The 25,966-nt window shown below is 43.6% G+C and carries 16 protein-coding genes; 2 read left to right on the top strand and 14 right to left on the bottom strand.

All coding sequences use genetic code 11. From position 1 onward, the window contains the following. Positions 1-56: 56 nt before the first annotated feature. The 10 genes from FW774_RS13910 to FW774_RS13865 all read right to left on the bottom strand — a co-directional run bounded on the left by FW774_RS13910 (position 57) and on the right by FW774_RS13865 (position 19,666). Entirely contained in the window at positions 57-1,679 is a 1,623-nt protein-coding gene (locus tag FW774_RS13910; RefSeq protein WP_149348814.1) for a beta-N-acetylhexosaminidase, read from the bottom strand. A 58-nt stretch (positions 1,680-1,737) separates the two neighbouring features. Beyond that, positions 1,738-3,294 (bottom strand): DUF4955 domain-containing protein, encoded by a 1,557-nt coding sequence (locus FW774_RS13905; RefSeq protein WP_149348813.1) that lies wholly within the window; start codon positions 3,292-3,294, stop codon positions 1,738-1,740. A 176-nt stretch (positions 3,295-3,470) separates the two neighbouring features. Continuing rightward, complete coding sequence (locus tag FW774_RS13900; RefSeq protein ID WP_242457837.1) at positions 3,471-4,730, bottom strand: glycoside hydrolase family 88 protein; 1,260 nt, start codon at positions 4,728-4,730, stop codon at positions 3,471-3,473. A gap of 237 nt (positions 4,731-4,967) precedes the next feature. Beyond that, the gene (locus FW774_RS13895; protein ID WP_149348812.1) at positions 4,968-5,846 is read right to left on the bottom strand and encodes a DUF5017 domain-containing protein; all 879 of its coding nucleotides are present in this window, start codon (positions 5,844-5,846) and stop codon (positions 4,968-4,970) included. Between the two features lie 26 nt (positions 5,847-5,872). Then, a complete protein-coding gene (locus tag FW774_RS13890) occupies positions 5,873-7,432 on the bottom strand; it encodes a RagB/SusD family nutrient uptake outer membrane protein (protein ID WP_149348811.1) in 1,560 nt (519 codons plus the stop codon). A 44-nt stretch (positions 7,433-7,476) separates the two neighbouring features. Next, positions 7,477-10,605, bottom strand: coding sequence for a SusC/RagA family TonB-linked outer membrane protein (locus tag FW774_RS13885; RefSeq protein ID WP_242457836.1), 3,129 nt, complete (start codon positions 10,603-10,605; stop codon positions 7,477-7,479). 177 nt (positions 10,606-10,782) lie between these two features. After that, positions 10,783-12,177, bottom strand: a complete 1,395-nt coding sequence (locus FW774_RS13880) for an alpha-L-fucosidase (RefSeq protein ID WP_149348810.1) — start codon at positions 12,175-12,177, stop codon at positions 10,783-10,785. 157 nt (positions 12,178-12,334) lie between these two features. Further along, a complete protein-coding gene (locus FW774_RS13875; protein WP_149348809.1) occupies positions 12,335-13,813 on the bottom strand; it encodes a T9SS type A sorting domain-containing protein in 1,479 nt (492 codons plus the stop codon). 37 nt (positions 13,814-13,850) lie between these two features. Further along, complete coding sequence (locus FW774_RS13870) at positions 13,851-15,317, bottom strand: sulfatase (protein WP_149348808.1); 1,467 nt, start codon at positions 15,315-15,317, stop codon at positions 13,851-13,853. A 2-nt stretch (positions 15,318-15,319) separates the two neighbouring features. Then, positions 15,320-19,666 (bottom strand): polysaccharide lyase family 8 super-sandwich domain-containing protein, encoded by a 4,347-nt coding sequence (locus FW774_RS13865; RefSeq protein WP_149348807.1) that lies wholly within the window; start codon positions 19,664-19,666, stop codon positions 15,320-15,322. 174 nt (positions 19,667-19,840) lie between these two features. Between FW774_RS13865 and FW774_RS13860 the strand changes: the two genes are divergently transcribed. Both FW774_RS13860 and FW774_RS13855 read left to right on the top strand, forming a co-directional pair. Then, positions 19,841-20,071 (top strand): hypothetical protein, encoded by a 231-nt coding sequence (locus FW774_RS13860; protein ID WP_149348806.1) that lies wholly within the window; start codon positions 19,841-19,843, stop codon positions 20,069-20,071. Positions 20,072-20,622: 551 nt separating this feature from the next. Next, a complete protein-coding gene (locus FW774_RS13855; RefSeq protein WP_149348805.1) occupies positions 20,623-21,087 on the top strand; it encodes a response regulator in 465 nt (154 codons plus the stop codon). A gap of 301 nt (positions 21,088-21,388) precedes the next feature. Here the strand turns inward: FW774_RS13855 and FW774_RS13850 are convergent, their stop codons facing one another. From FW774_RS13850 to FW774_RS13835, 4 genes are all read right to left on the bottom strand, one after another. Beyond that, positions 21,389-21,790 carry a response regulator gene (locus FW774_RS13850; RefSeq protein ID WP_149348804.1) on the bottom strand — a complete coding sequence of 134 codons (402 nt, stop codon included), beginning with the start codon at positions 21,788-21,790 and terminating at the stop codon, positions 21,389-21,391. Positions 21,791-21,794: 4 nt separating this feature from the next. Beyond that, the gene (locus tag FW774_RS13845; protein WP_149348803.1) at positions 21,795-22,880 is read right to left on the bottom strand and encodes a hybrid sensor histidine kinase/response regulator; all 1,086 of its coding nucleotides are present in this window, start codon (positions 22,878-22,880) and stop codon (positions 21,795-21,797) included. Positions 22,881-22,995: 115 nt separating this feature from the next. Beyond that, on the bottom strand, positions 22,996-25,155 hold the full coding sequence (locus FW774_RS13840; RefSeq protein WP_149348802.1) for a 7TM diverse intracellular signaling domain-containing protein: 2,160 nt from the start codon (positions 25,153-25,155) through the stop codon (positions 22,996-22,998). Positions 25,156-25,250: 95 nt separating this feature from the next. Continuing rightward, a complete protein-coding gene (locus tag FW774_RS13835; protein ID WP_149348801.1) occupies positions 25,251-25,964 on the bottom strand; it encodes a hypothetical protein in 714 nt (237 codons plus the stop codon). Positions 25,965-25,966: the final 2 nt, after the last annotated feature.

The following is a 25,966-nucleotide window of genomic DNA, read 5'->3' as shown; positions in this document are numbered from 1 at the left end:
AATCAAAAGTCAAAAGAAACCAAAGTTCAAAGTGAGAAGGTCATATGCTAATCCGCTTACTTATCCAGCATCTGGAACATCTTCTGTTCCCTGGCTGCCGGGTCAATAATTTCGGGTGTAAGCTTTGCATCAAGCGCATTGAAATAACTAAGCCCCGAGGCCTTATACAAGGCCAGATGCGGATTTAACCGGTTCTTGAACTGTCCAAAATCTTTATTAGCCGGAGCTGTCCATGCAGATTCTGCCAGGGCTGCAATCCGGGGAAAAAGCATATATTCCAAACGCTGTGTGGTGGCAATCTTTTCCGTCCACAGGTTGGCTTGCATGCCTAATAGCAATGAATTGTTACCGGCATTTGGAATGTATTCAGTCCCCGAAAAGTTGTATAGCTTGGTCAGCGATGCAAAATCCCCGGCCCACCTGCGACCTACCTGGTGGGTACTATCCTGCACAAAATCAAAATACAGGGGTATTCGCGGACACAGCACCACGCTGTACTTTTTATCCAGGGCCATCTTCAACTGCTGTGGTTTATCATGCCGCCACCAAAGCACAATGGTCTTGTTAGCCGGCAGGTTGGTGCTAACGGCTTCATCCCAGGCCAATACTTTATTATTCATGACAAATACGCTATCGGCCATACGCTGAATGAAATAATCTTCAACCGCTTTCAGGTCTTTTAACTGGTACTTGCTCCTGAGCGCCTGAATGCCGGAGTCAGTGGCCCATTTCTCATTTCCATAGCTCACCTCGTCTCCGCCCAGGTGAATCATTTGCGATGGAAATAACGCATCAGTTTCTTTCAGGATATTGGTCAGGAAAGCGTACGTTCCTTCCTTACCGGGATTAAAAGTAAAATCGGGATGCGCCGCCGAACCGCCACCGCTATAGGCTGGATATGCCTTATTGGCCGCGGTTGCATGTCCCGGCATGTCCACTTCTGGGATTACTTCAATAAACCGCTCGGCCGCGTAGCTTACAATTTCCTTAATATCTTCCTGCGTGTAAAACTGTGCCGGCTTTGCAGGATTCGAATAATCGCCAATACCGCCAACCAGTGCCAGCTTAGGATATCTTTTCACCTCAAATCGCCATCCCGGTTCATCGGTTAAATGCCAGTGAAAACGGTTCAGCTTATAAAAGGCCATCCAGTCGAGGATATTTTTCACAACTTCTTTTCCGAAGAAATGCCGCGATTCATCTAACATGATACCACGCCAGCCGTATAAAGGCTTATCGCTGATGTTCCAGCAGGGAATCTGTACAGCCCGTCCGTTATTCGGGGAAAATAAAGCCAATTGCAAGAAACTCTCTATCCCGTTAAATAAACCTTCGGCAGAAGCCGAGCTGATAGTTACTTTGGCCGGTTGTATCTGCAGCGTATAAGCTTCTCCGTCGGCCCTTCCGGGAATTAAATTCAACTCAATAGCAGGCGATTTCCCAACTGTATTTTCTGCCAATGCAATACCGGTTAGCCGCAATACTTCCTTCTGAAGATAATAAGCCTGGGAAGCTGATGCTTTCCCGCGGATGGCAACAGTAGCCCGGCTATTCAGGTTAAAGGTTCCGGCATTTTTCTGACAGGTTGCCGGTTGTGGAATAATCGGACAGGTTTCTGCTACGGCACTACCCGTGATGATACATAACCATAATGCAATGAAGGAATAAGCTGTTTTCATCAAGTTGAAGATTAAAAAAGTTGAAAGTTGAAGGTTAAAAGTTAAATTTTGTTACAGTTCAGTTATCATCGCCGGATTTTAATTTGAGCACCCAGTCCGGTATTTTTTTAAGACGTAATTTTAACTGGGCCTCATACAAGGACTCAGGCTCAACCGGCTGCCCGATGGATTCTGAATATTTAAGCTGCTCCGGTTTAAATGTTGTTGCAGCGCCATGAAATCCTACAATTACAGGATTCGGGATTTTCCAATAGCGCCGGTTTGCAGGCCAGAAATCAAATCCGGCAACGGCTTCATTGGTTTGCTTATAGTTCCATAAAATTAAATTTTGCATGTGGTTGGGCATATTCTGTATGGCTCCGCCCCCACGGTTATCCAGCAAGCCGCCCTGTACACAATCTAATAATGTATTCCGGGGTTGTGACGAATGGCTTTCAAAACAGGTAGTTGGCGGATAAGTTACCCGCCAAACCACCGTGTTCATGGAAAGTGCATTTGTACCAACTGAATGCCACATGCCTGCTTCATCGGTAATTTTGCCGAAAAACACATTGGTTGAACCGGTATTTGTAATGGCTTCATGCCCCTCGTTACCGGTAATGATACAGTTTATAACTGATATATTGGCGCCCTGCGTAGTGGTAAATCCAACATTTACATCGGTAAACCGGCAGTTCCTGACCCAGGAATTGGTAAGCCGGGCAAACCGCAGCATGGTCCAGCCGCTATCGTGCACCCAGGATTTATGATGCACAAATTTCTCTTTCCAGTTACCCACAAAGGCAATATCTTCTACCCCAACCTCGCTGCTGCCGGCGGCTTTATATACCTCCCATTTATACTTCGGGTCAACCGGGTAAGTTAACGGCTCAACCAGCGTGACGTAGTTATTCGATACTTCTTTTACCTGATGATAGACCTTGATAAAAACGCCGTTTTTCACCAGCGATGTCCAGGCACTATCCGGCTTGTAATTACCCAATTCTGCCTGTATCAGCGCCGGACTATTGTTCTGCATCCGTAGCATAACCCAGTCGCCCGGCTCAAGACTTCCCGTTGAGGTCAGCTTGATATCAAACGTTCCTACTGCGGCCTTATTGGCTATTTCGCCAATGCGCTCGTCTTTTTTTGCCGTGGTAAATACAAACATGGGCGGTGTGGTCCACATTTGCTCCGGGTTAGCCGGTTGTAAACTGTTCTTCATGTACAATTCTGTGCCACCCGGCCCGCTGCCGCTGCCACGAAATACAATATTGCCTGAGGTAATGAGTATGCTTTCGGGCTTATCAGTATCTTCATTAACCCGGAAACGGCCTTTCGGGAAAAATATAATGCCCGAACCGTTAATGCGTGCTGCCTGAACGGCTGCCTCAATGGCCGCTTTATCAGAAATGGTATCGTTGGGCACAGCACCGAATTTGGTGACATCAAATACCCTGTAATTCACCGTTGGGATAGCCTGTTCGCCATGATGATAACCGGCGTACGAAAAATCGGGAAGGATAGCTCCTGCCGGCTTTTTTTTGAATGACTCAAACAGGGTTGATTCCTTTTGCCCATATCCTGAAAGGGTGAACAAACATAAAACAACACTATATATGCAAAACCTGGACATTTATGATTTATGATTTTAGAATTACGATTTACGATTCCATGTCGTTTAGCCGGGTGTTTCGTGAAGACACGAAACACGGCATCAAGGACATTTACGATTTTAGATTTACGATTTTAGATTTCATGTCATTCAACGGTGTTTCGTGTCTTCACGAAACACGAGCCTGATTTACGATTTTATCCTTCTTTTTGATACCGCAGCAACGCCTCTAAAAAATAGTAGTCGGCATAAATTAACGGAACATCTATTTCTGTACCGTGCGGAATACTGCCCACCGAATGCTCTAAAATAAAATTGTTGTTAGAACCGGGTTTAGCCAGGTAATCCGGAGACGATAATGATTGCAGTATTTTTTCGGCTGCCTGCTTATACTTCTTGCCGCCATTGCCCAGATAAGTGCTCATTTCAAACAAGGCCGAGCTTACTACGGCTGCCGCCGATGCATCCCGCGGCACTACCGGAAACTTCGAAGCATCGTATTTCCAGTCGGGCTTATAACCCGGCTGATTTACGTTAAAGTCCCAATAGGGCACTTTATCTGCCGGAAGATTTTTATTATTCAGGTAGAAATCGGCCATTTTACGGGCAGTTTCCAGGAAACGCTTGTCTTTGGTTTCGCGGTATACCATGGTAAAGCCGTAAATACCCCAAGCCTGACCGCGTGCCCAGGTTGAATTGTCCGAAAATCCCTGGCAGGTTTGCCGGTTCAGCACCTTGCCGGTTTCAGGATCATAGTTTACCACATGATATGAGCTGTAATCCGGGCGAACGTGGTCACGCATGGCATTTTTCGCATGGCTGATAGCGATATTCCGGTATTTGGGATTTCCGCTTACTTTGGATGCAAAGAACAACAATTCCAGGTTCATCATGTTATCAATAATTACCGGGTAATGCCAGGTGTTTTTACCATCCCACGACGCTTTACTGTTCCATGACTTGATAGAACCTACTTTGGGGTCAAAACGGCTCGACAACGATTCTGCCGACTGGATTAACACTTTTTTATATTCGGGATTTTTGGTTAAACGGTAGCCATTGCCATAGCTGCAATACATTACAAAGCCAACATCGTGATGGACGGTATTATACTGACCTTTTGCCAAAGCTTCTGTCCATTTTTCGGCAGCCTGTTTCCACTTTACGTCTTTGGTATATTCATACAAATACCAGAGCCCGCCGGGGAAGAAGCCGCCTGTCCAGTCGCCTACACCGGTATATTTTAATGTACCGTTGGGCGCTGTGGTACGCGGAAATTTGGTTAGATCTGTCGCTACGGTAAGCATCCGGCTATATTGATTCTCGGCAAGGGCAAAATCTTTTTTGATCAGGTCGTCTTTTCCGGTTACCATGCCGGCCACCTGGAAAGCAACAATACCGAGACCTATGCCATAAACAGCTATTTTGTTGAATACGTTATTTTTTGTTAACCCCATTTCTAAACTCTTTGGCTAAAAATACATACGATATAATTTACAGCAACCACTAATTTTATTTGGAACAGCGTGTATTTTCAATACATTGCCTTCCCTGAAACACTCACTACTCACAATTCCGGTTCGAAACGGGGCTGACCAAAAAGCGCTGGCTTCAGCCGCTGCTGGTGTCCCCACCAGCAGCAATAAAGCCATTGTTTCATGAAAATTAAACATGTTCTTAATCTAAATATCCCCCTAAGGTGCAACTGTTATACTTAACTGTTTCGAAGTAGTTTCTGAACCGTAAATATTGGTATTCGACGCTACAAATACCGGCGTATATGAGCCGGCTGTAGTATAAACATACTGGTATTCTTCCATACGGGTACTCACGTTTTTCAGAGCTACTCCCCTATCCGGGCTTACTTTAGTTAAAAAAACCGGCTTGGTAATTATCCAGCCTAAATTATCGCCAATACCTGCCGCACCACCCTGAAACTGTATCTGGGTAGCATTATAGGTCCAGCTTCTGGGAGAATTATTCAGATTAATGGGAACCCAGCCTGCATCGGCGATAGTAGTTACAGCTATTTGACTGCCGTTGCTCAATACATTATTAATTACCAGGTTTTTAATGGTCCAGGTTCGTTGCGTTGAAGCTGTTGAACCGTTAAATTTAAAAGCCAGGTACATCGGCTTATCCGACTTGAAATCTGATAAATCAATCACTCCGGACGGGGTATTATCTGTCCCGGTGGAAAGCGTGGCACGCGATGTGATATCTGTCCAATGAGCAGCAGCAATACCATCTGCGGTGTACGTGTTGTTAAAATCGGTGGAAACCAGGATGTTCAGTGTGTTATTTTGTGTACCATATTGCCGGTACGAAGTAAACTGAAGCTGCGGCGTACCATCGGCATTAGTACGGTCTTTATATTCATACTGGTGCCCCGGCTCTCCGGAATAAAAAGTCAGAAAATCGGGATTACCGCTTATTTTGAAAGTTACGGTATCGCCTGCTTTGATAGCCGTTTTATCGGCAGAAACATCAAAATGTAATGAGGCTACTTCCTTTTTATTGCAGGCTGCCAGCACCAGAAGCAGCGCAGGAAGAATAAATATCTTTTTCATCATTGATCTCTTTATGTATTCATAAATAATTACCAGCCGGGATTTTGCACCATTGCCCGGTTCAGCGAAATCTCATTAATTGGAATAGGGAATAATTTGTGTTTCACCCGCACGTTTTTGCCGGCCAATGCACCGTATGAATAATTGGTTCCGCCGGTATTGGTTATATCTGTGCCGATATCATTCATGGTGGATACAAATTCGCCCCAGCGTATCAGATCGTGTTTGCGCAACCCTTCAAAGGCCAGTTCGCGGTAGCGCTCGGCTTTAACCAGCTTTCTAAAATCTCCCGGATCTGAAATTGCTGTGGTCAGATCTGAGGCATGAGCACGATCCCGAACCTCCTTTAACGCATTTTTGGCAATATCGGTTGGCCCATTGACCTCGTTTTCTGCTTCGGCTATCATCAGCAATACGTCTGAATAGCGTAATAACGGAAAGTTGATGGGTGTATAATTCTTGTTTCGCGGCAGCACTTTTTCATAAATGCGACGCCATTTACCACAGTTACGATTATATATCTGTGTAGAAGTAAAGAATGTAGAATCTTTAACCGTACTTACACCGTTTACCACATTATATGTATACTGGTAAGGAGCAATGGTCCAGTCGCGGCGGGTATCCGTACTCTCGTAACTATTATACAGCTTGGCCGTGGTATTGATAAATCCGTAAGAATAACCATAATCCTGGTCATTGCATTGCAGCCCGATGGTATTGCCAATACGGCCGGCTTCAAAATCGCCACCACGGTTACCATACAGCTCTACTTCCCACATGGATTCTTTGATGTCATACTGGTCACTGCAATAACGGATAAATATATTCTTGAAGTCGGAGTTGAGACTGTGCAACCCGGAAGCTTTTACTTTCTGCGCCCACTTCAATGCATCGGCATATTTAGAAACGTCTTTCAGTGGCTCGCCGGCCATAGTAAGATAAACACGGGCCAGAATGCCTTCTACCGTAGTTTTTGAAATACGTCCGCCATAGCCAATTTTATCTGCTGTATATACCATTCCTTCGGCCTCTTCCATCTCGCTTACAATAAAATTATACACTTCTTTTACAGGCGTACGGGCAATATCCACATTATTAACAGAAGTGCTTGGCGTTGTTTTCAGCGGTACATCACCAAAATAATCTACCAACATAAAATAGTAGTACGCCCGAAGGAATTTGGCTGCGCCTTTAATAGCGTTCTTGGCGGCTTGGTCGTCTACAGGCACATTGTCTATGTTAGCAAGCAGCAAATTAGCACGTTCTATACCCTGGTACAGGTAAGTCCACAGCCACCCTACGGATGAATCTGATGCATCGAAATTATATACCTGGGTTCCGGTGGTTTGCGCACTGCGTGAATAAAAACCTTCGTCGGCCTGTGCATGCATTAACGGAATATAACTGCCATATACTTCTTCTTTACCCAGAATATCGTATACACCGGTCAGGGCCGAGTTTAAACCGGCTTCGTTAGTAAAATAGTTCTCTGGCGAAATAAAATCCGTAGGTGTCTCTTCCAGGAACTTTTTACAGCTTGTAGTCAGTAATGCTACAAGGGCTATGCTGATTGAAAATATCTTTCTCATTTTACAATGATTTATGGTTACAATAGCTATGTTACAGGCCATGCTTATAATGAAACATTAAGGCCGAATATGATTGTTTTTGGACGCGGATAAGATGAATAATCAAATCCCGGCGTTAACGCGGTATAATACACAGACACTTCCGGGTCATACCCTGAGTAATTTGTCCAGGTTAACAGGTTTTGTGCCGAGGCGTACACACGCAATGTTTTCACATTGATCTTTTTGAGGAATGAGGCCGGCAAAGTATAACCCAGCGATACTGTTTTTAACCGCAGATACGAGCCATCTTCTACTACCCGGCTGGAATAAGCTACCGGGCCTTGTCCACCTACCCGGGGCATGGTCGTATTGGTATTATCCGGCGACCACCGGTTTTCGTAGGTGGCATACTGGTTGAGGTAAATTTTATTTCCGGCCTCAAACAATAACCTGTTGGCATTGAAAATATCGTTACCGTACGACCATTGCAGGAACACGTTCAGGTCAAAATTTTTGTACCGGAAGTTATTCGAAAAGCCTCCCTGGTGAATCGGATAGCCACGACCAATAATAGTACGATCATAATCGTTAATTACACCATCGCCATTCAGATCGCGGTATTTAATATCACCGGGCTGTGGTAATGTATTCCTGTCTGTTGCATTGGTAGTTACGTTATCTTTCAGCTTGTAGCTGCCATTGGGCAGTTTATCAAAATCATCATACTGATATACGCCGTCCCAGATATACCCGTAAAGCTGGCCTAAAGGCTGACCTATTTTGGATATGTATAATGGCAGGTTCCTGTAGTTCTGATCCCAGTTAACGGTCGTCAGCAAGCTTTCCTGGTTTTGCGTAAGCGCTAAAACTTTATTGCGGTTAAAGGCAATATTGAAGCTGCTTGTCCAACCGAAGTTCTTGGTATCAATATTATTGGTGTTCAATGTTAATTCAAGACCGGTGTTGCTGGTTTCGCCGATATTTTTGTATGCCTGTGCGTAGCCTGATGTTGGCGGTAACTGGGCATTAAGCAATAAGTCGGTTGTATTTTTATGATAAAAATCTGCGGTAAGCGTAATGCGATCTTTTACAAAGCCCAAATCAAGACCGATATTACTTTGTGCTGTATTTTCCCATTTAAGGCCCAGGTTTGCCAAACTTGACGGATATACTCCCTGAACCAGGCTGTTATCAAAGGCATAATAAGCATTGTACTGGCCGCTGGTATTATCAAAGCTTAACCGGGCATAGGTAGCATATTCGTCTACACGATTATTTCCGGTAACGCCCCAGCCCAAACGTACTTTGGCATTAGAAAGTATATGCTGATTTTTCATAAAATCTTCGTCGATCAATCGCCATGAGAGCGCTGCCGAAGGAAAATAGCTCCACTGATTTCCTGAACGGAATTTTGACGATCCGTCTGAACGGAAGGTGACCGTTGCATAATACCTGCTCTTGTAATTATAATTTACACGGGCAAGTGCAGACATCAATGTCCACGCAGATGTTATAGCCGTTACCGGCTGCTGAATACCTTCGTCTAAACCGCTAAGCCCTAACGATTCGTTGGGAAGATGCGTAGCTTTTGCACCATAGCGTTTATAATCGCTACCCTGGAAAGTAATACCGCCTACTACGTTTAGCGAATGATCTTTGTTAAACTTCTTATTGTAGGTTAACGTATTTTCATTTAACCAGTTATTCACATCGGTATACAGAACAGAACCGTTTACTTTATCGGTACTGCCCGAATAACCGTAGCGGGTTTGTGAGTTATTAAATGTTTCGTTACGTGATGCTGACCGGTTAACACCGCCGGTAACCCGAAGTTTCAGATCTTTAGTTATCAGATACTCAGCGTAAACATTACCAATAAAGTTATTTTTAAATGTTTGACGGAGCTCGTTTTTAGCTGACAAAATAGGGTTTATACGGTAATCATTTGCCGGATTGACGTCCGGATCTACCAGTGAATTTTCAAGGTCTGAATTACCTACCGCAACCGGGCGATAACCCCAAACACTGTACATGAGATAGTTCATGGCAGAAAATGAGGCATCGGGCGCCGAAGGCGATGTTCCGAATGTTTTGGTACTGGTATATGTAATGTTCGTACCGGCTTTTAACCTTTTATTAATGGTTTGATCAAGCGTGGCCCGGCCCTGGTATCGTTTAAACCCGGAGTTGATGATTACACCATCCTGTCCGAATAAATTACCAGATACAGAATATTTAGTTGCCGATGTACCGCCACTTAATGATAACGCATGATTTTGCATTGGTGCTGTTTGAAACAACAGATCCTGCCAGTCTGTACCTTTTACACCAAGATAGTCCTCAGGAGTTTTTCCATTGGCCAGGTAATTTAGCTTTACGCCTACGGGATCCAGCTCCTGCTGGAGCTTTACAAATTCATAAGGCCCCATTAATGGTATAGTATTGATATTGTTCTGGAACCCGTAATACCCGGAATAGCTGATCACCGGCTTGCCGGTTTTACCTTTTTTGGTAGTGATCATTACCACCCCGTTAGCCCCGCGGGCCCCGTAAATGGCTGTAGCCGATGCGTCTTTCAGCACCTCGATAGATTCTATCTCTGACGGATCAATGATATTATTGTCAGGGCCCTCTATCGGGAATCCGTCTATAACATATAAAGGTGAGTTACTCTGCGTAAGCGAGTTAGAACCACGTACAACAATGTTGATACCCGCACCTGGCTTACCTTCGGTAGAGCTTACCTGCACACCGGCAACCCGGCCAGCCAGGGCCTCGTCAAACGAGCGTACAGGCGCTTTATTCAAATCGTCCATTTTTACCGAACCTACTGCGCCGGTAAGATCTTTACGGGCAACCTCGCCGTAGCCGATCACCACCACTTCATTCAGTTCCCTGGTGTCGGTTGCCAATGTTACATTAATTACCGTACGGCTGTTTACAGCCTGTTGCTGCTGTATAAAACCAATGTACGAAAATGTCAGTGTGGCGTTTGACGGTGCCTTTATAGTATAAGCACCATTGGCATCAGTTGCTGTAAATGTTGATGTTCCGCTAACCCTTACCGATACGCCGGGCAAAGGATCGCCTTTTTGGTCTTTCACTGTACCTTTAATAGTAATAGCACTTTGAGCTATCGCCATGTAACAGGCAAAAAGCAGACACATTGTAAGTGTAATTCGTTTGCTCATAATTTAAAATTTGGTTAAACAAATATGATCTAAATGTTAATTTCCGGGGGGATATAAATTCGTTTAAATGGGGGTAAAAATCCGCACAGATAGCAATGGCCCACACTATTTCAAAATACCAAGGCCATTACAGAATAAAAGGCTGCACGATAATTGTCTCTTTATACTTTGTCATAATTACTTGCTGATAACTTTAAAAACATATATGGGTAAATTGCCGGGCAATTGTTTGGGTACATCAATTAACAGGCTATTAGCATCTTGTTTCCAGGATAATTTATTGTTGCTTCTGTTTAATAATTCAACACGTTTAATGTTTATATTTTTTGTGCTTAAGCTTTTAGCTTCTATTTTTCCTGCTTTCCAGCTACGGGCGTATAAATAAACAACATCCCCCTTTTGTGAGAAATAGAGATCAGGGCTTATCTGCTTAGAGGTATTATCATTATCGGTATCTTTTATAGCATTGGGATTATTTTTTGCTCCCTGCTCCGTTTGTATACCTTCATTTGTTATTTTCCAGGGAGTTACACCATAAATAGCCTCTTTATTACTATTCATCCATTGATGAATAGCCTCCAGGTTATCAATGCTTTTCGCTGGAAATTCGCCCTGACCATCAGGATTTACGTTGAGTAATAAATTTCCGCCTTTACATACAATTTCTATCAACTGCCGGATGATTAGCTCCGGGCTTTTCCATGCATGATCATATTTATTAAAGCTCCATTTACCGCTCATAGTAATGCAGGCTTCCCAGGGTTTTAATACAGCATTAGCCGGTATTTTCTGTTCAGAAACAAAATAATCACCTTCTCCATTCCCAATACGGTTATTGATAATGCAATCCGGTTGTAATTTCCTGATAAGATTTTCTAATTCAACACTTTGACTTTTTGTAATAAAGCCTTCGGGAGTGTCAAACCACATCACACCAACCGGCCCGTAATTGGTCAATAATTCGGTTACCTGAGGTTTTACCTTTCGTTCAAAATATTTAGAGAAATCTTTGGCATCTTCGTCCGGAAAATCCCAGGTATTACTGCGTCCTCCTTTTGTTGGCCAATCGGTTGGCACATCCGGATCTTCCCAATCACGCCCAAGCGAATAATAAATACCTAACTTCAAACCATATTTTTTACAAGCTGCGGCCAATTCCTTTAACGGGTCTCTGCCCCACTTAGTAGTTTTTACAACATTATAATCACTGCTTTTTGAATTATACATGGCATAACCATCATGATGCTTACTTGTAAATACAATATATTTCATCCCTGCATCTTTAGCCCGTTTTACCCACAGATCGGCATTAAATTTTACCGGGTTAAAATCATCAGCGATTTTCGCGTATTCTTTTACGGGAATACGCTCATACAACATAAAGTGTTCATTACCCCTGGATGGTTTGCCGTTCCACTCTCCGGCAGCCTGTGAATAAAGCCCCCAGTGTATAAACATGCCAAACTTGGCGTTCTGCCACCATTGCATACGGCCAGGAAGAGCATTTACCTGCTGTGCCACGACTACAGATGCAACCAGTAGCAAACTCAATAAGATCTTTAATATCTTCATTTAGAAAATTAGGAGAATTTAAAACAATCCCTTATAACGACGATTTGAGACTGTTGCCTAAAGTTTTTCTATTACAAACACAGGCAACAGTCTCACTTTAATAAAATTCCCAGCGCAGACAGCGTTTGGAACGCTGTCTGCGTTAATCTACCTGTTTTTATTTCACAAACTTTACGCTTTGCTTATTACTGCCGTCGGCAAGCACCGCCACGTAAATACCAGGCTGCAGGACAGGCAGATCCAGGATAAAGCGGTTATATCCCTTTTTAAGTTGCAGTGAAGTGTTTAACAGTTGTTGTCCCGACAGGTTCAGCACCCGGATAGCTGCACTGCTTCCGTTAACCGAATATACTGTTGCATTCAATTGATTGCCAGCCGTAGCAAATACCGAAAATTTATTTTCGTTCAAACCGGCCTCAATAGCCACAACACGGTCATTATAAATGGTTTCCCGGCCATCGCCATCTACCTGTTTCAGCTTATAGTAATTTATCCCGGCCAACGGACTAAAATCTGTAAATGAATAGTTCTGTGGTGTGTTTGAGTTGTTATGACCGTCTTTACGGCCAATGGCTGTAAACTGCTTTCCATCCGCAGAACGCAACAGCTCGAAATAGGCGTTATTTTGCTCTGATGCTGTATTCCAGTTTAATACTACATTATCACCTTGTTTTTTTCCGTTAAACGAAAGTAAGGAAACGGGCAGGGTGCTTACGTTGTAGTTTAAAGTAATACCTCCGTCAATAAGCATATTCGCATAGTTACTGGTATTAGCTGAGCCTTGTGCCAAGAATGAATTTAATGAAGTATTCGCCACAATACTTAAATCGCCCGTTGTGCCGCCTTGTGATGTTTCCACTGGTTTAGGTACATCATAAGTCGGGCCGGAAATATAATATCTTTTAGCATTTTCCGCATCGGTAACATTCGTTGCCCAAATATGGTAACAGCCTGGGGCTACGGTATACATATTACTGTTTTTACTATAATCTTTAGAAACAGACGAGTTATTAGCATATATCTCTACCGCGTATTTTTTATTAGACAAAAATGTACCGCCGCTTAAAGTTGACCAAGTGGTTGTAGCCGCAGAAGCACTTGTTTGTGTGGAACTGGCCCTATACTGTAATGTATAACTACCGTTGGTAAGGTTATATAACCATCTTAAAGCAACAAAGAGCGCATTAGGTGAACTGGATGGCACATTAACCGCGTTTGAATTACTATAGAGATTTCCTGTAGTATAATTACCTAACGACCAGACAAAAGCTGTATTGTTTGCAGGAGCTGACGTCTGACCAAATGTCATTGAAAATGCTATGCTGGCTATTTCTGTAACGCCTGAAATATTATATGTGGTAAATTTACTTACCCCGGATGCACCACCAACTATATTCAGTGTATTAGCTGTAGCATCAAGAGTTATCGGGCCACCGGAATTTGATGCGACAAAAACTGTGGGAGTTCCTGAAGGAGGCGCTGGCATAAAAGTGGTGCTTACTGCACTTGTACTATACGTACCTGATGTCCCGCTTGTAAAATCATACACCCAGCTTGAACCGGGGTTTTCCCATTGTGCCTGGGCAAATCCAATACCCAGTGCAAGTACAGACGAAAGTAGAATTTTCTTTTTCATGTGATTTAAATTTTGTGGTTAATATGCTGTTGTTAAACTAATCGGGCAATGTAAACGGATCATTTGTTTTGGCAAGCCAGGCTTTAAGCTGTTTTGTAAGCGCTGCCACTACATCTTTCTTCTCATTACTGATGTTATTCAGCTCGAACGGGTCTTTTTGCAGGTCAAACAGGTACACCTTTTTGGTCTTACCTGAAGTTTCATAAGCCAGCTTATAATTTGTATTCCGAACTCCGCGGAAACCGGTATCCTTATTGGAAGGACTAATGCTTCCCATAAAATACTGCACAGCCGGCAGCTTATCTTTCCGTTTCAGGAAGTAACCGGCGTAGCTTGTGCCTTCAACAGTATTGGATAACCTGTTTTGCAGCGGAAGCATATCCAGCAAGGTGGGATAAATATCAGCCACGGTAAACAACAACGTATGGTCGATTGCCGGCATGATATGTCCTTCCCAATGGATGATAAACGGTATGCGTACCGATTCTTCGTAAATAACATTTTTAGAAACCTCATCATGCATTCCCAGGCAATTACCATGGTCGGCCATAAAGATCACAATGGTATTTTTGCTCAGCCCGCTTGCCCGGAGCTGTCCCAGCAACCGGCCAACCTGCTCATCCACGCCGGTCATAGCAGCATAATACTCGCGAATGTTTTTGCGATAGAAATCGCCCATTTCCGTGCCGGCAGCAGGAATATTAGGCTCCTTCAGCATCGCTTCATCTGGAATATCCTTATAGCGGTCAACATATTTTTCCGGAGTACGGTTATACGGCGAATGCGGCGGATTGATGGACACAACCAGCGAAAAAGGCTTTCTATTATCGCGGTAGCTGTTATCTGTATTTTTCAGGAACTCAATCGCTTTATCCACATCATGTTCCGGCTCCCATTGCTTTACGTAATGAAAATCGTCCCGGCCGGCATGGGTATCCCAATACATGGGCATATCGTGCTCATCGTACGTACCATACGCATACCAATAATCAAATCCGTGCCTCCTGTTGGGCGGCGTCCATTCATTCCAGGCAACACCTCTCATGTTATTTGAGGTTGGAATATAGGGTTCGTGCGGTGCATCCAGGTGCCATTTACCAATGTAACCGGTGCTGTAACCATTGGCTTTCAGCACATCCGACCAGCAGGTCATATCTGTAGGAAGCTCTACCCCGTACGGCGTTGATTTAGAGTTTACATTGCTGTACACATTGTTCTTTAAGGGGTAATTACCGGTCATTAAGGTGGCCCTGCTGGGCGAACAAAGCGGATAATTGGTGATGGTTTGCGCCAATACCAGGCTTTTCCCCGCCAGCGAGTCCAGGTGAGGGGTTATTACCGGTTCCTGCTTCAAAACGCCAAGCGCCTCGCCCCGCCACTGGTCAACTAAAACAACCAGTACATTAGGTTTTGATTGCGCAGGTTTATCATCTCCTGAGGCAAACGAGCTTGTTAGCCCGCCTATACCTGATAATGCTAAAAAAAGAGTCTTTGCGTAATTCATTTTTATTGTTTAATCAGTTTAACTTTTTCATGCGTAGCAGCGCCGGTTACAGTAACCAGGTACATGCCCGGTACTAAAGCCGACAAATCCATAGTAGCACTATTGTAACCCGCCGTGACCGGGAAAAGCTTGTTAACTACCAGCCTGCCCGATAGATCGCTTACGCGAATGGTTGTTGTTTCGCTGATCCCCGCCAGGTAGCGCAGCTCTGCCGTGCTTACAACCGGATTAGGAGCTATAGTAAGAACCCCACGGTTAAGGTTGAGTTTTACCGGGATGGTATGGTCATAGCTGATTGTGCCATCTTTATCTGTAGCCTGTAACCGGTAATATATTGTGCCGGAATACCCGGATATGGAATTATCGGTAAACGTGTAGTATTGTTTTTCCGGGCTGTTCCCTGCTGCCTGTACCGTACCCATTACCGTAAAATTGACACTGTCTGTACTGCGCAATACGGTAAAATAACCGGTGTTCAGCTCCATGGCAGTTTGCCAGTTCAGCCTGACACTATTGTTTCCGGCGCTGCCGGTAAAAGCCAGCATGGAAAGCGGCATTGCCGTAGGCTCTGCATAGTTTACCTGGATATTGCTTAATGTAATTTCGGCCGCATTGGCGTAAGGTGCGGTGCTTGAAGCACCCTGGAATAAATAGCTGTTCAATGTCATTTCCGGCACAAGCTCTCCCGAGGATGGAATATCGTAGCTTGCGGCATACATCATCCGCACACTGCCGGATAAACCACCGGCCGGATGTACCCACAGCTGAAATTTTCCGGGGGCAATGGCATAGCTCACTCCGCCACGGGTATACGACTGTTCTACAGCAGAATTATTACAATAGATTTCTACCTGGTACGCTTTTCCTTTGGCAAATGCCGAAGCACTGATCAGGCTGTATGTACCACCCGTTTCACTGGCAGACGAGCGGAAATTAAAGGTTATCCCGCTTGCAGTAATTACCCATTGCAAAGCGGTAAACAACTCGGTTGTTTTTTTATATACAGCGCTCGAATTAGTAAATAAATTACCGTCTGTACCGGTGTGATTACCAATAGCATAGATCCATGTACCATTGGTAGAAACATTATCAAAGGCAATAGTAAAAAACAGGGATGCCACGGTGCTGGCATCAGCAATATCATACGTTAACAATTTATTATTGCCGCTCGCCGCAGATGCCGGCATTTTTATGGAATTGTTACTATTCAATACAAAAGTCCCATTAGAGCCGGATGCTGCATCAACCAGTATGACCTTGGCGTTTCCGGAGGGCGGATAAGGCAAAAATCCTGGCGTTGAGGCCGATGAAACGGAATAGCTGTATGTGCCGGTATCAGTACCACTACCCTGCTGAAAGATTGGCGGTGTGCCAAATTCGGCCAGGCTTGTGCCCGTGCCCAGGTCATAGTTCCACGAACCTTTAGGCGCATCCCATACTCCCGGCGCATCTGATGAAGATTCATCTTTCACCAATTTAATTACCGCAGAAGCCCCATCAATAAGCGAGAACGTAGCTGTAAGCGAATTATCCTGCTTGGATATCCCTGCATTTGAACTGTTTTCTGCCACATTCCAGTTGCCGGCCAATTCAATGGCTACCGTACTGGCTGTAGAAACCCAGGTGCTGCTGGTATTGGCAACTGTATTCAGATCTGGATTGGCAATGTGTATCAGCAATGAATCGCCGCTTTCGCGGATGCTTACCAGCGCCCGGTTGCTCACACTTTTTAGGTAACCGATGTTGATATCGTTTTTGGGTAAAAAGCAGACATAACCGGTCAGGTTTTGCGGGATATATTTCACCACATGCAGTGAATCGGTTTGTCTTAATACGGTATAAACCTGGTTGCCGGCCAGCTTAGCGGATAGCGCCTCCATTTTGGCGGGCGTAGTGCCGGGCACTACGACGTACTGATAAGTGGCGGCGCCCGGACTTACGCCATGTTCCAGCCAGGCTTTGCTGGCATTGGCGGTATTGGTCAGGCTGCCATCGTTACTGCTTTCGTCGGGTGTGGTTTGGGTTCCCCGGAAAATGTGTACGGAACTGTTCCCCTGCGGGATATAGAAACCAGTGGTCTGCCCGTTAACCAGCCATAAGCCGGAGCTTGCTGTTGACAGGCTCTGGTCGTAATTAGCGCTTAAGGGATTAGTGCTGTTGATGTAAATAGCGGGATTGGCTGACGCGTTAATTCCCTGGAATAGTGTCGTAATAACGGCATCGGATGCGTTGGTTGAGCTGATGCCGCTGCCCAAACATACCATGATACTGTCGAACGCGAACACTGACTTCCTGAATTTCAGGTTGCTGGTGGTGTATTTGTTTCCTGCATTCTGTACAAAGTTCATCCCGAACAGGCCGTTATTGCCCAGGGTCAGGGCTCCGGCAAAGGCGTCGCCCTGGTATTCGGAGGCTGTTCCTGAAATGGCGGGCCGTAATGCCGTCCAGCTTTGCTGCACGGTGGTTGTTCCCGGCATCATATTCCAGTCCCAGCCTTTACCATCGGCAATGTAGCCGGTTGCGGCCAGGCTGCCGTCGTACAGTATTTCCAGCGAGCCATAGCTCTGGTACCGGCCGTAACGGTTTTCGGAAGCATAGATCTCGCTTCCAAACAGCTTATCGGTAAAGCCACGCATCGTGGCTACCCAGTTATTTTTACGCCACACGCCCAACTGGGCATAATTGAACTGGTGAAAGCCATCCAGGTTTACAGCGGGCACGGCATAGGTATTGGTTTTATAGATGTAGTTATACAGGGCCGCCATTTCCGGTTCAACCGATGCATTTATTAAATCGCCGCCTACCTGCACAAATCGTTGAAAGTTTGTTGAAGTTACAGGTACAGACGAGGGAAACGGCCCCCTGCCCGATTCTGAATGAGAATAAATTGCGCCTTTAGAGGTTTCCAGGAAGAGGCTTTTCAGTGCAAAGCTCATGTTGGTGTAGGCGGTATTGCTTATGCGGAAGGGGGTTCCTTTTAGCTCGTAGGCCCGGGTTATCCAGGTGCCGAAGGCATACATATAGCTTACATGGTGCGAGCCGTGGTGGAATCCCGTACCGTCGGGCTTTATACCGTCGCGGGCGCCCTGGCCGATGTAGGTAAATTGTTCCAGGTACCGGCTAAAGCTTTTCAGGTCGCGGCTTACCTGGTCATTGGTATCGCCGGCAAGGGCAAGCTCTACTAAAAAGTTGGATTTTACATGCAGAAAGTCGGTATTCAGGCCCGGTGTAACAGTGGCTGCATAAATGGTATTATAGGCGTTTGACCATTTCAGCATGTTGAGCACGTCTGTGCGCAGCGTACCGGTATAGTAAGGCAATGCTTCCAGGAAGCCTACCGGAAAGGTCCGGCTTTTGGTGTAGTCGTTGGTGGGCATTACGTCCCGGCAGCCTTCGGCTACGCCCTGGTCTACCAGGTATTCGGTGAACTGGCGCAACATGGTCAAGGCTTCGGTGTCGTTATTGCGGCCGTAAGCCCGTGCAAGTGTACCGCAGTACGTCGATAGTTTAATGAGTGTGTCGGCATTGGTGGTGGCCACGAGGCCCCGCCCGGTAATCGAACCATCGGTATTGCGGCTAATAGTGCAATAGTTGACATAGTTTTTGGCTGTTTGTACATCGGCCGGTGTTACGGTGCCCAGCGTACGGGTGTAAAAGCTTTTCACCTGTGCTATACCGGCCAGCTCATCGCTGCCTGGTGTGGTTGCGGGTATATCCGGTGTATTGAGCCAGCTTTGTAAGGGATTGGCTAATGCGCTACTTTCGTCGTTTTTTACAAAATGCACATAATCCAGCAGCAGGTGCGGGCCGGGCAAACGGGCTTCGGTATTGCCTATGAGTGTGGCTTCATCGATATAAATGGTTTTTGACGTTCCGGCATTGGCCGCTTTATACTGGATGGTCATGGTGTTCAGGGCGAAAGAGGCCAGCTCATTTCCGTTGTTATAATCGTAACGGTAGCTGCGGTGGTATTCCCGCCAGCCCTGGTAGTTCAGCAACATGTGACCTTCGCGTTTGAGATTGCCTGAGTTATCTAAGAACTGGAAAACCAGCGTATCATTGGAAACTGCCGGACTATAGATGAAGATCTGTGCGGAGCTGGCTGATGAGCTTCCTGTTTCGGACGAGGGAATGGCCAGGTTGGTTGCGGTCAGCTTATCGCCATCGTGCACTGCCCATTTCAGGGATCTTGCACCGCCTTTAACGTGCTCTGTGCTTAGTGCAAGCGGTGTGGTTCCCGATGTTGTCCAGCCTGACGGTAAAGTGCTGTCAAAGCTCACAAAACGCTGCTGGGCCTCGGCCTGAACCTGTAATAAAAATAGTACGCCTATTAGTAAAGGTATCCTCATAATTGATTGTTACGGTAAACGGCTGTTTGCATTTACATAACGAAGTTGGGCATCCCGGAAGAATTACAGGGGTGAATAATTCGTGCAAATGAGGGTACAAATTCGTTTCCCGGAAGAATTTACAGGTTCAACTGAATGAAATAAATCCTAATTTTAACTATTAAACCGAAGCGTATGGCTCATTCATTTCAATTTTATATTCACCACAACGGACGTAAGGAATTATGTAACATCACGGTAAATGATGATAACTACGACGTGTATTTCGATGATAAATTTATCACTCATCTCCGTTACGACCATCACGGCAAATGGTACCGCCTGGGTGGAGAAGAGTTACCCGAAGAAACCGTAGAAAAAATTGGCGACGGGATTGACAGTTATTTATTGTCCGGAGGAGGATAATTTTTAGAAAAGCACAACCTGCATAATATTGGTTAGGGTAGCCCGGCTTTACGCTCATACGCCTGCAAGGCCTTAGTCACAGGCCGGTATCCGCTACAATCCGGTTTAGCTAACATAGGGCAGTGCCTATAAAAATATCTCAATAGTTCTTTATTCGTATTAAAATAACCTTTCATAAAGTATCACTTTATTTAAATTTCAATATGTGTTGGTCATTGTGAATGAGGGTGTTTAAAAAAAGTCATAACAATCATTCCGCTGCGGGTACCCGGGAGATCCGGAATCTCCCCTAATGGCGGCATAAGCGCCGCTTTGATCCTATTCAATCCGGGACAGGATGACGGAGAATCGGACTTTTCAGACACCCCTCATGACCCTGGCTGCTGATCGGGGCTACCAGCAGCAACAAAAACATTATTTCATGAAATTTAAAAACATGTCTAAAAAAAATATAACTTTATAGCAATTTGCATATTAATTAGAACAAATATCCTTCAACGGGGTTTTTAACTTTATTGTGTTATTATTGCATGATTTTTAAATAAGCGCTCATGTCTGATAAAAAAATCACGGTGTTATACGTTGATGATGAGGAGAACAATCTGGTATCATTCAAAGCCACTTTCAGAATAAAATACAATGTGCTTACCGCAATCAATGCCGACGAGGCAATGAAGGTAATGGAAACCAAACCTGTTGATATTATTATTACCGACCAGCGCATGCCTGGTATGACCGGCGTGGAATTTCTTGAAAAGGTGTTGGAAAAATTCCCCAATCCGATGAGAATATTACTTACCGGGTACGCCGACATGAACGCAGTTGTTGATGCTGTTAATAAAGGTAAGATATTTCACTACCTGGCTAAACCGTGGAATGAGGAAGAGCTTGACATGACCATAAAACGGGCCTATGAAGTGTACCAGGAGAATGAAAAGATAAAGGATATGAACGAGAAGCTCTCGATATCTAACAACCAGTTAGAGTTTCTTTTACGCCAGAGATTGTTATCGTAGAAAGGTTAGAAAGGCAGAAGGTAAAGGAAGGTTTAAGGCATAGGGTAGCTAATGGCTTATGGTTCATGGTTCATAGTCCGGAAGCCGGGAAAGTCAGAAAAGACCGGAAGCGAGAACGGTGGAAGGCATAGGGTAGCTAATGGCTTATGGTTCATGGTTCATAGTCCGGAAGTTGGAAAAGTCAGGAAGTAAGAGAGAAACAAGAATATAGAAGCAAGAAACAAGACATAGAGAGGTAAAAAGTGGAAGGTTTAAGGCGTAAGGCAAACTAATCACTAACAACTAACAACGATCTCAATACTTAATCCCACTCCAAACCTTCCTGGCTAATGATGGCAGAAACAGCATTAATGGTTACGGGTTTATCTATCACTCCTTTTACAGCTTCATAATTCTTAATACGGGCTATATCTGTTTTATTCATAGATGACGTAATGGCAATGATCAGAAACTGTTGCTGCACCTGAGCCGGCATAGTGATGAATGATTCTAAGAAATCAAAGCCATTCATCACCGGCATCATAATATCTAATAAAATAACCGCTTTATCACCATCAGGCTGTTGTTTGCTGATATGTTCTAATGCTGATGCTGCATCGATAAAAGATTTAAATCCGGCACTCTTACCCGTATGGTTAATCAGCTTCTCTGCAATATAACAGTCAAGCTCACTATCATCAATCACAATAAATGAAAACTTCATTAGCTTATTTATTTGGTATTTTAATAGTAAAAGTAGAACCTATGCCAAGTGTGGAATCTACATGCACCTGGCCATTTAATTTTAACAGCGCATCTTTTACATTGTATAACCCGAAACCGGTTCCGGCATCAAGGGCACTGGCCCTGAAAAACAGGTTAAATATTTCGCCAATATGCTTTTCGGGAATGCCAACACCGTTATCTTCTACTACAAAGGTAGCCATACCATTCTGTACATCAATACTAAGTTTTACCATGTGGTAGCTATTGTCTCTTTTCTGGTATTTAAAAGCGTTTGAAAGCAGGTTATTCAGGATAATTTTAAGCGATAATTCATCACTGCGAAAAGGCTCTGTCTGGTGTACACTGGTTTCAAAATGAATATTCCTGGTGGTGGTATATATCTTATAAATTTCTTTCAGATCGGTTATCAGGTTATCAAAATTTATATCAGCAATATGCAGCTCGCCTCTCTTCAGCGAATAATAATCGTGCATGCTCATGATAAATTCATCGAGCTTTTTAACCGATTTACCCATTAACCTGAGCATATCTTTAATTTCGCCGATATCGTTCATCTCACTGGCCAGGGTAATAGCTCCGGCTATACCTGAAAGCGGCCCCCTGATATCGTGGCTGACACTGTATGCAAACTTATCAAGCTCGTTATAGGCCTTTTGCAGGATATCGTTTTTAACCGACAGCATGGAATTTGCCAGGTAAAATTTATTTCCTTCGTCTATGGCCGATACAATGTCTTCATTAATCCAGGGCTTTTTAACATACCTGTAAATATGACTTTTGTTAATGGCGTCTATAACCGACTCGATATCGGTATAACCCGTTAACAATATCCGTATAGGTAAGGGATATTTCGCCCTGACATCCTCAAAAAACTCCACACCTGTTTTATCAGGCATACGCTGATCGCAAAAAATGATCCGCATATCGGGATGGGATTCCAGGTGCTTCAAGGCGTCTTGTGTATTATCAGCAGTATAAATCTGATAATCTAATCGGAATGATGCTTTAAAACTGATCAGGTTATTCGGCTCGTCATCAATATACAATACTTTTATCTTTTCTGACATGCGGGTTTCTTATTTAAACTTGCAATGCTTTCCCGGCATCAATCCACATTTAGAATAGCCAGATGGGTGTTTAAAATTAGTTTCTATCAGGACTTGGTATACGTACATATTGACTTTAGGTTGCCTGTATTTTGTGTACAATTGGCAACTCCAGTATAAACGTTGTCCCTTCTCCAACGGCAGACTCTACAAAAATCTGGCCATTATGTTTTTTGATGGTATTGTATGCGATAGACATTCCCAGGCCTGTACCCTCACCAACTTCTTTGGTAGTAAAAAAAGGTTCGAATATCTTTTTCTGTGTATCGGCATCCATACCTGTACCGTTATCGGTAATTTTCACAAAAACATTGTCGGCATCAAAGTAAGTACTAATGGTTAATTCGCCGCCCGTATTATCGCCAAATACAGACTTTATAGCGTGTATGGCATTGGTTAACAGGTTTAGAAATACCTGATTCAATTTACCCGGATAACATTCTATCAAGGGCAGGTCGGCATAGTTTTTTGTGACTTTGATTTTGTTGTTCAGCAGGTTATTTACAATAACCAATGTTGAATCTAACCCGGCATTAATATCGGCACGCTTTAAATCGTCTTCATCCACACGTGAGAAAATACGTAAGCCCTTAACAATTTCTGCCGTACGCGAAGCGCCCTCATGAATACCGTTCAGCAAATGTGATATTTCAACCTTAAGATAATCGAAATCCATTTCTTCTTTCAGCTCATCAATGCGTTTCTGCTTATCGGCAACAGCCAGGTCTGATACGCTCAATTCTTCGAGACTGGTAATAACGTCTAAAAGCTGGCCAACATCACGCTTTAGCGGATTTACGTTTGAGGTTACAAAGTTGATGGGGTTGTTGATCTCGTGTGCTATACCGGCAGTTAACTGACCCAACGAGGCCATCTTTTCTGACTCTACCAATTGTGTTTGCGCCTGTTTCAGGTCTTCAAGTGCTTCATTCAGCTCTTCGTTAGCGGCCTTTAATTCCAAAGTGCGTTCATTTACCTTTGTTTCAAGTATAACGTTTTGCTCACGGATAATGCGTTCGTTTTCCTGCAAGGCCCTAACGGTTTCTTCCTGCGATCTTTCTTTCTCCTTTTTATAGATGTTGATCTTATCGGCCAACGCAAACGAAAGCAGGGTTGCTTCTAAACCTGAGCCGATCAAAATGGCGTTGCTGGTAAAATTATTCACCGGCAGCACACCGGCATCTTTCAGGATATATATAATTACTCCACCGAGGAAAAACGACCAGGAAATGTTAAAAAACAACGCTGGCTTATATCCCTTTTTATAGGTATAAAATCCACACGATAATATTACTACCGACACCAGGCTAGTATTTGCCTGTAGAATTTTCTGCCCGGCTATATACCCTCCACTCAGATATACAGCTATAGATACAAAGTAAATTACAATCAATGTATTTAATACTATATATACCTTGTGCGCATATTGCCTGACATGCAAAAAGTTAAATGTAAACAGTATTGAAAAAATACCTGAGCAGGCAGTAATAATATGAGGCGCCTGGCGTATCAACCACTCATTATTGGGCCACAAAAATTTTACGGCGTACCCTTTCAGACAGGCTTGTGTAAGCCCAACAACCAGTATATAAAACACATAATACAGGTATTGATCATCCTTGACTGTGAGATAAATGAAAATATTATATAAAAACATGATCAGGATGATACCTGAATAAATACCAAAAAACCACTGATCCAGATTGATATCGTCTAATATGCTGACATCACTTTTAAGACTCATGGGCAAATCCATCACATTATTGCTCGAAATTCTCAGATAGCATGTAAGGGCAGAATCAGGTAAAAGTGTGACTTTGAATAAAGGGTACTGGCTATTAAACTCTCTTTGTTTTAACGGTGTGGTATTCTTTATAACCTGGGTATTGATCAGCCCATGGTTAACCGTATAAAATATAGAATTTGAGATAGTTGCATTCTGAATTTTAAATAAGAAATCCTGTTCATTAGTATGATTGATCATATCTATTTTGAACCAGTAAACCGAATTTGTTAAGCCGTAGTTGGGTGCGTTGGTTAATAAAGGCTGAAATTTCTGATTGGAGATATTGTTTATAGTTAACCGGCCATCTTTGTCTTCTAACACTTTTATAGAGTAGACTAATCCTCCACTCTGCTTTATTTCTTGTTTTTTCTGTGCATACAATACATTAGAGCCGACTAATTGGCAAAAAAACACAAACCCGTATAAAAACCTTAATTGTAATATCTTCATTAACGTGATTTATTTTTTTTTATAGTATCTATTTTAATCTAAAAAGAATGACGTTAGGGGCTTTTTAGCCATTCTTTAAAATCATGAAGCTATAATTAAATGGCCTGATCAATATTATTAAGTAACAAATTATATTCTACCATGATCTCTCCCTTTGGGCCCTTCTCAATTCTATTCTGTACAGGATGATTAATAAAATCCTCAACAAATTTTCTATTTTCTTCGGTAGCGCTCGGAATATTATTAATATCCTCAATAACCATTGCTGTAGCTATAAGATCTAATTTCGGATAATTGAAAAATCCATCATTTCCTAAAGATTTCTCAATAATAAAACCGGCTTTTGCACACATATTCACCGTGGCAGGAGCGCAGAGTGCAAAAAGTGTTTTAATATTAAGCTGTCCTCTGGCCAACGCAATAGCTGCTCTTGTTAAAAAGAAACTCCCAATACCATAACCTGCAATTTCACGCGAATTCCACAAACCACAGAGTTCTGCCGTACGCTGTGGCCGGTGACTTTTAACAACGTCAAATATTCTTTTATCTACAATTCCAACTGCATCTTCGATAGGAAGTAAAAGATCATCATCTGCAATTTGCAAACGTGCCCCACCTAAAGGTCTTCTATCTTCTATCGATTCTACTAAAATTACATACGTATTTTTATGATTTACCCACAATGCTTTATTAGAAGTGATCATTGTAATTCCGAATATTTCAAGCACCTTTCTGTGCCCTTCTATAAAACGGGCACATGATTCAGGCTCATCTATAGCACGAAATGCTCGGAATGCGACAGAGATCATCC

The sequence above is a fragment of the Pedobacter sp. BS3 genome, assembly GCF_008274585.1.
Classification (GTDB): domain Bacteria; phylum Bacteroidota; class Bacteroidia; order Sphingobacteriales; family Sphingobacteriaceae; genus Hufsiella_A.
Note: the sequence above shows the minus strand (reverse complement) of the source record. Positions and strands in the feature narration are given on the sequence as shown.

What these genes read in the sequence shown, in the direction of transcription:
- FW774_RS13890 (WP_149348811.1), bottom strand. Translation starts at nt 7,432, where the DNA reads ATGAGAAAGATATTTTCAATCAGCATAGCCCTTGTAGCATTACTGACT.
- FW774_RS13910 (WP_149348814.1), bottom strand. Translation starts at nt 1,679, where the DNA reads ATGAAAACAGCTTATTCCTTCATTGCATTATGGTTATGTATCATCACG.
- FW774_RS13900 (WP_242457837.1), bottom strand. Translation starts at nt 4,730, where the DNA reads ATGGGGTTAACAAAAAATAACGTATTCAACAAAATAGCTGTTTATGGC.
- FW774_RS13905 (WP_149348813.1), bottom strand. Translation starts at nt 3,294, where the DNA reads ATGTCCAGGTTTTGCATATATAGTGTTGTTTTATGTTTGTTCACCCTT.
- FW774_RS13840 (WP_149348802.1), bottom strand. Translation starts at nt 25,155, where the DNA reads ATGAAGATATTACAATTAAGGTTTTTATACGGGTTTGTGTTTTTTTGC.
- FW774_RS13850 (WP_149348804.1), bottom strand. Translation starts at nt 21,790, where the DNA reads ATGAAGTTTTCATTTATTGTGATTGATGATAGTGAGCTTGACTGTTAT.
- FW774_RS13895 (WP_149348812.1), bottom strand. Translation starts at nt 5,846, where the DNA reads ATGATGAAAAAGATATTTATTCTTCCTGCGCTGCTTCTGGTGCTGGCA.
- FW774_RS13870 (WP_149348808.1), bottom strand. Translation starts at nt 15,317, where the DNA reads ATGAATTACGCAAAGACTCTTTTTTTAGCATTATCAGGTATAGGCGGG.
- FW774_RS13885 (WP_242457836.1), bottom strand. Translation starts at nt 10,605, where the DNA reads ATGAGCAAACGAATTACACTTACAATGTGTCTGCTTTTTGCCTGTTAC.
- FW774_RS13855 (WP_149348805.1), top strand. Translation starts at nt 20,623, where the DNA reads ATGTCTGATAAAAAAATCACGGTGTTATACGTTGATGATGAGGAGAAC.
- FW774_RS13880 (WP_149348810.1), bottom strand. Translation starts at nt 12,177, where the DNA reads ATGAAGATATTAAAGATCTTATTGAGTTTGCTACTGGTTGCATCTGTA.
- FW774_RS13845 (WP_149348803.1), bottom strand. Translation starts at nt 22,880, where the DNA reads ATGTCAGAAAAGATAAAAGTATTGTATATTGATGACGAGCCGAATAAC.
- FW774_RS13875 (WP_149348809.1), bottom strand. Translation starts at nt 13,813, where the DNA reads ATGAAAAAGAAAATTCTACTTTCGTCTGTACTTGCACTGGGTATTGGA.
- FW774_RS13860 (WP_149348806.1), top strand. Translation starts at nt 19,841, where the DNA reads ATGGCTCATTCATTTCAATTTTATATTCACCACAACGGACGTAAGGAA.
- FW774_RS13835 (WP_149348801.1), bottom strand. Translation starts at nt 25,964, where the DNA reads ATGATCTCTGTCGCATTCCGAGCATTTCGTGCTATAGATGAGCCTGAA.
- FW774_RS13865 (WP_149348807.1), bottom strand. Translation starts at nt 19,666, where the DNA reads ATGAGGATACCTTTACTAATAGGCGTACTATTTTTATTACAGGTTCAG.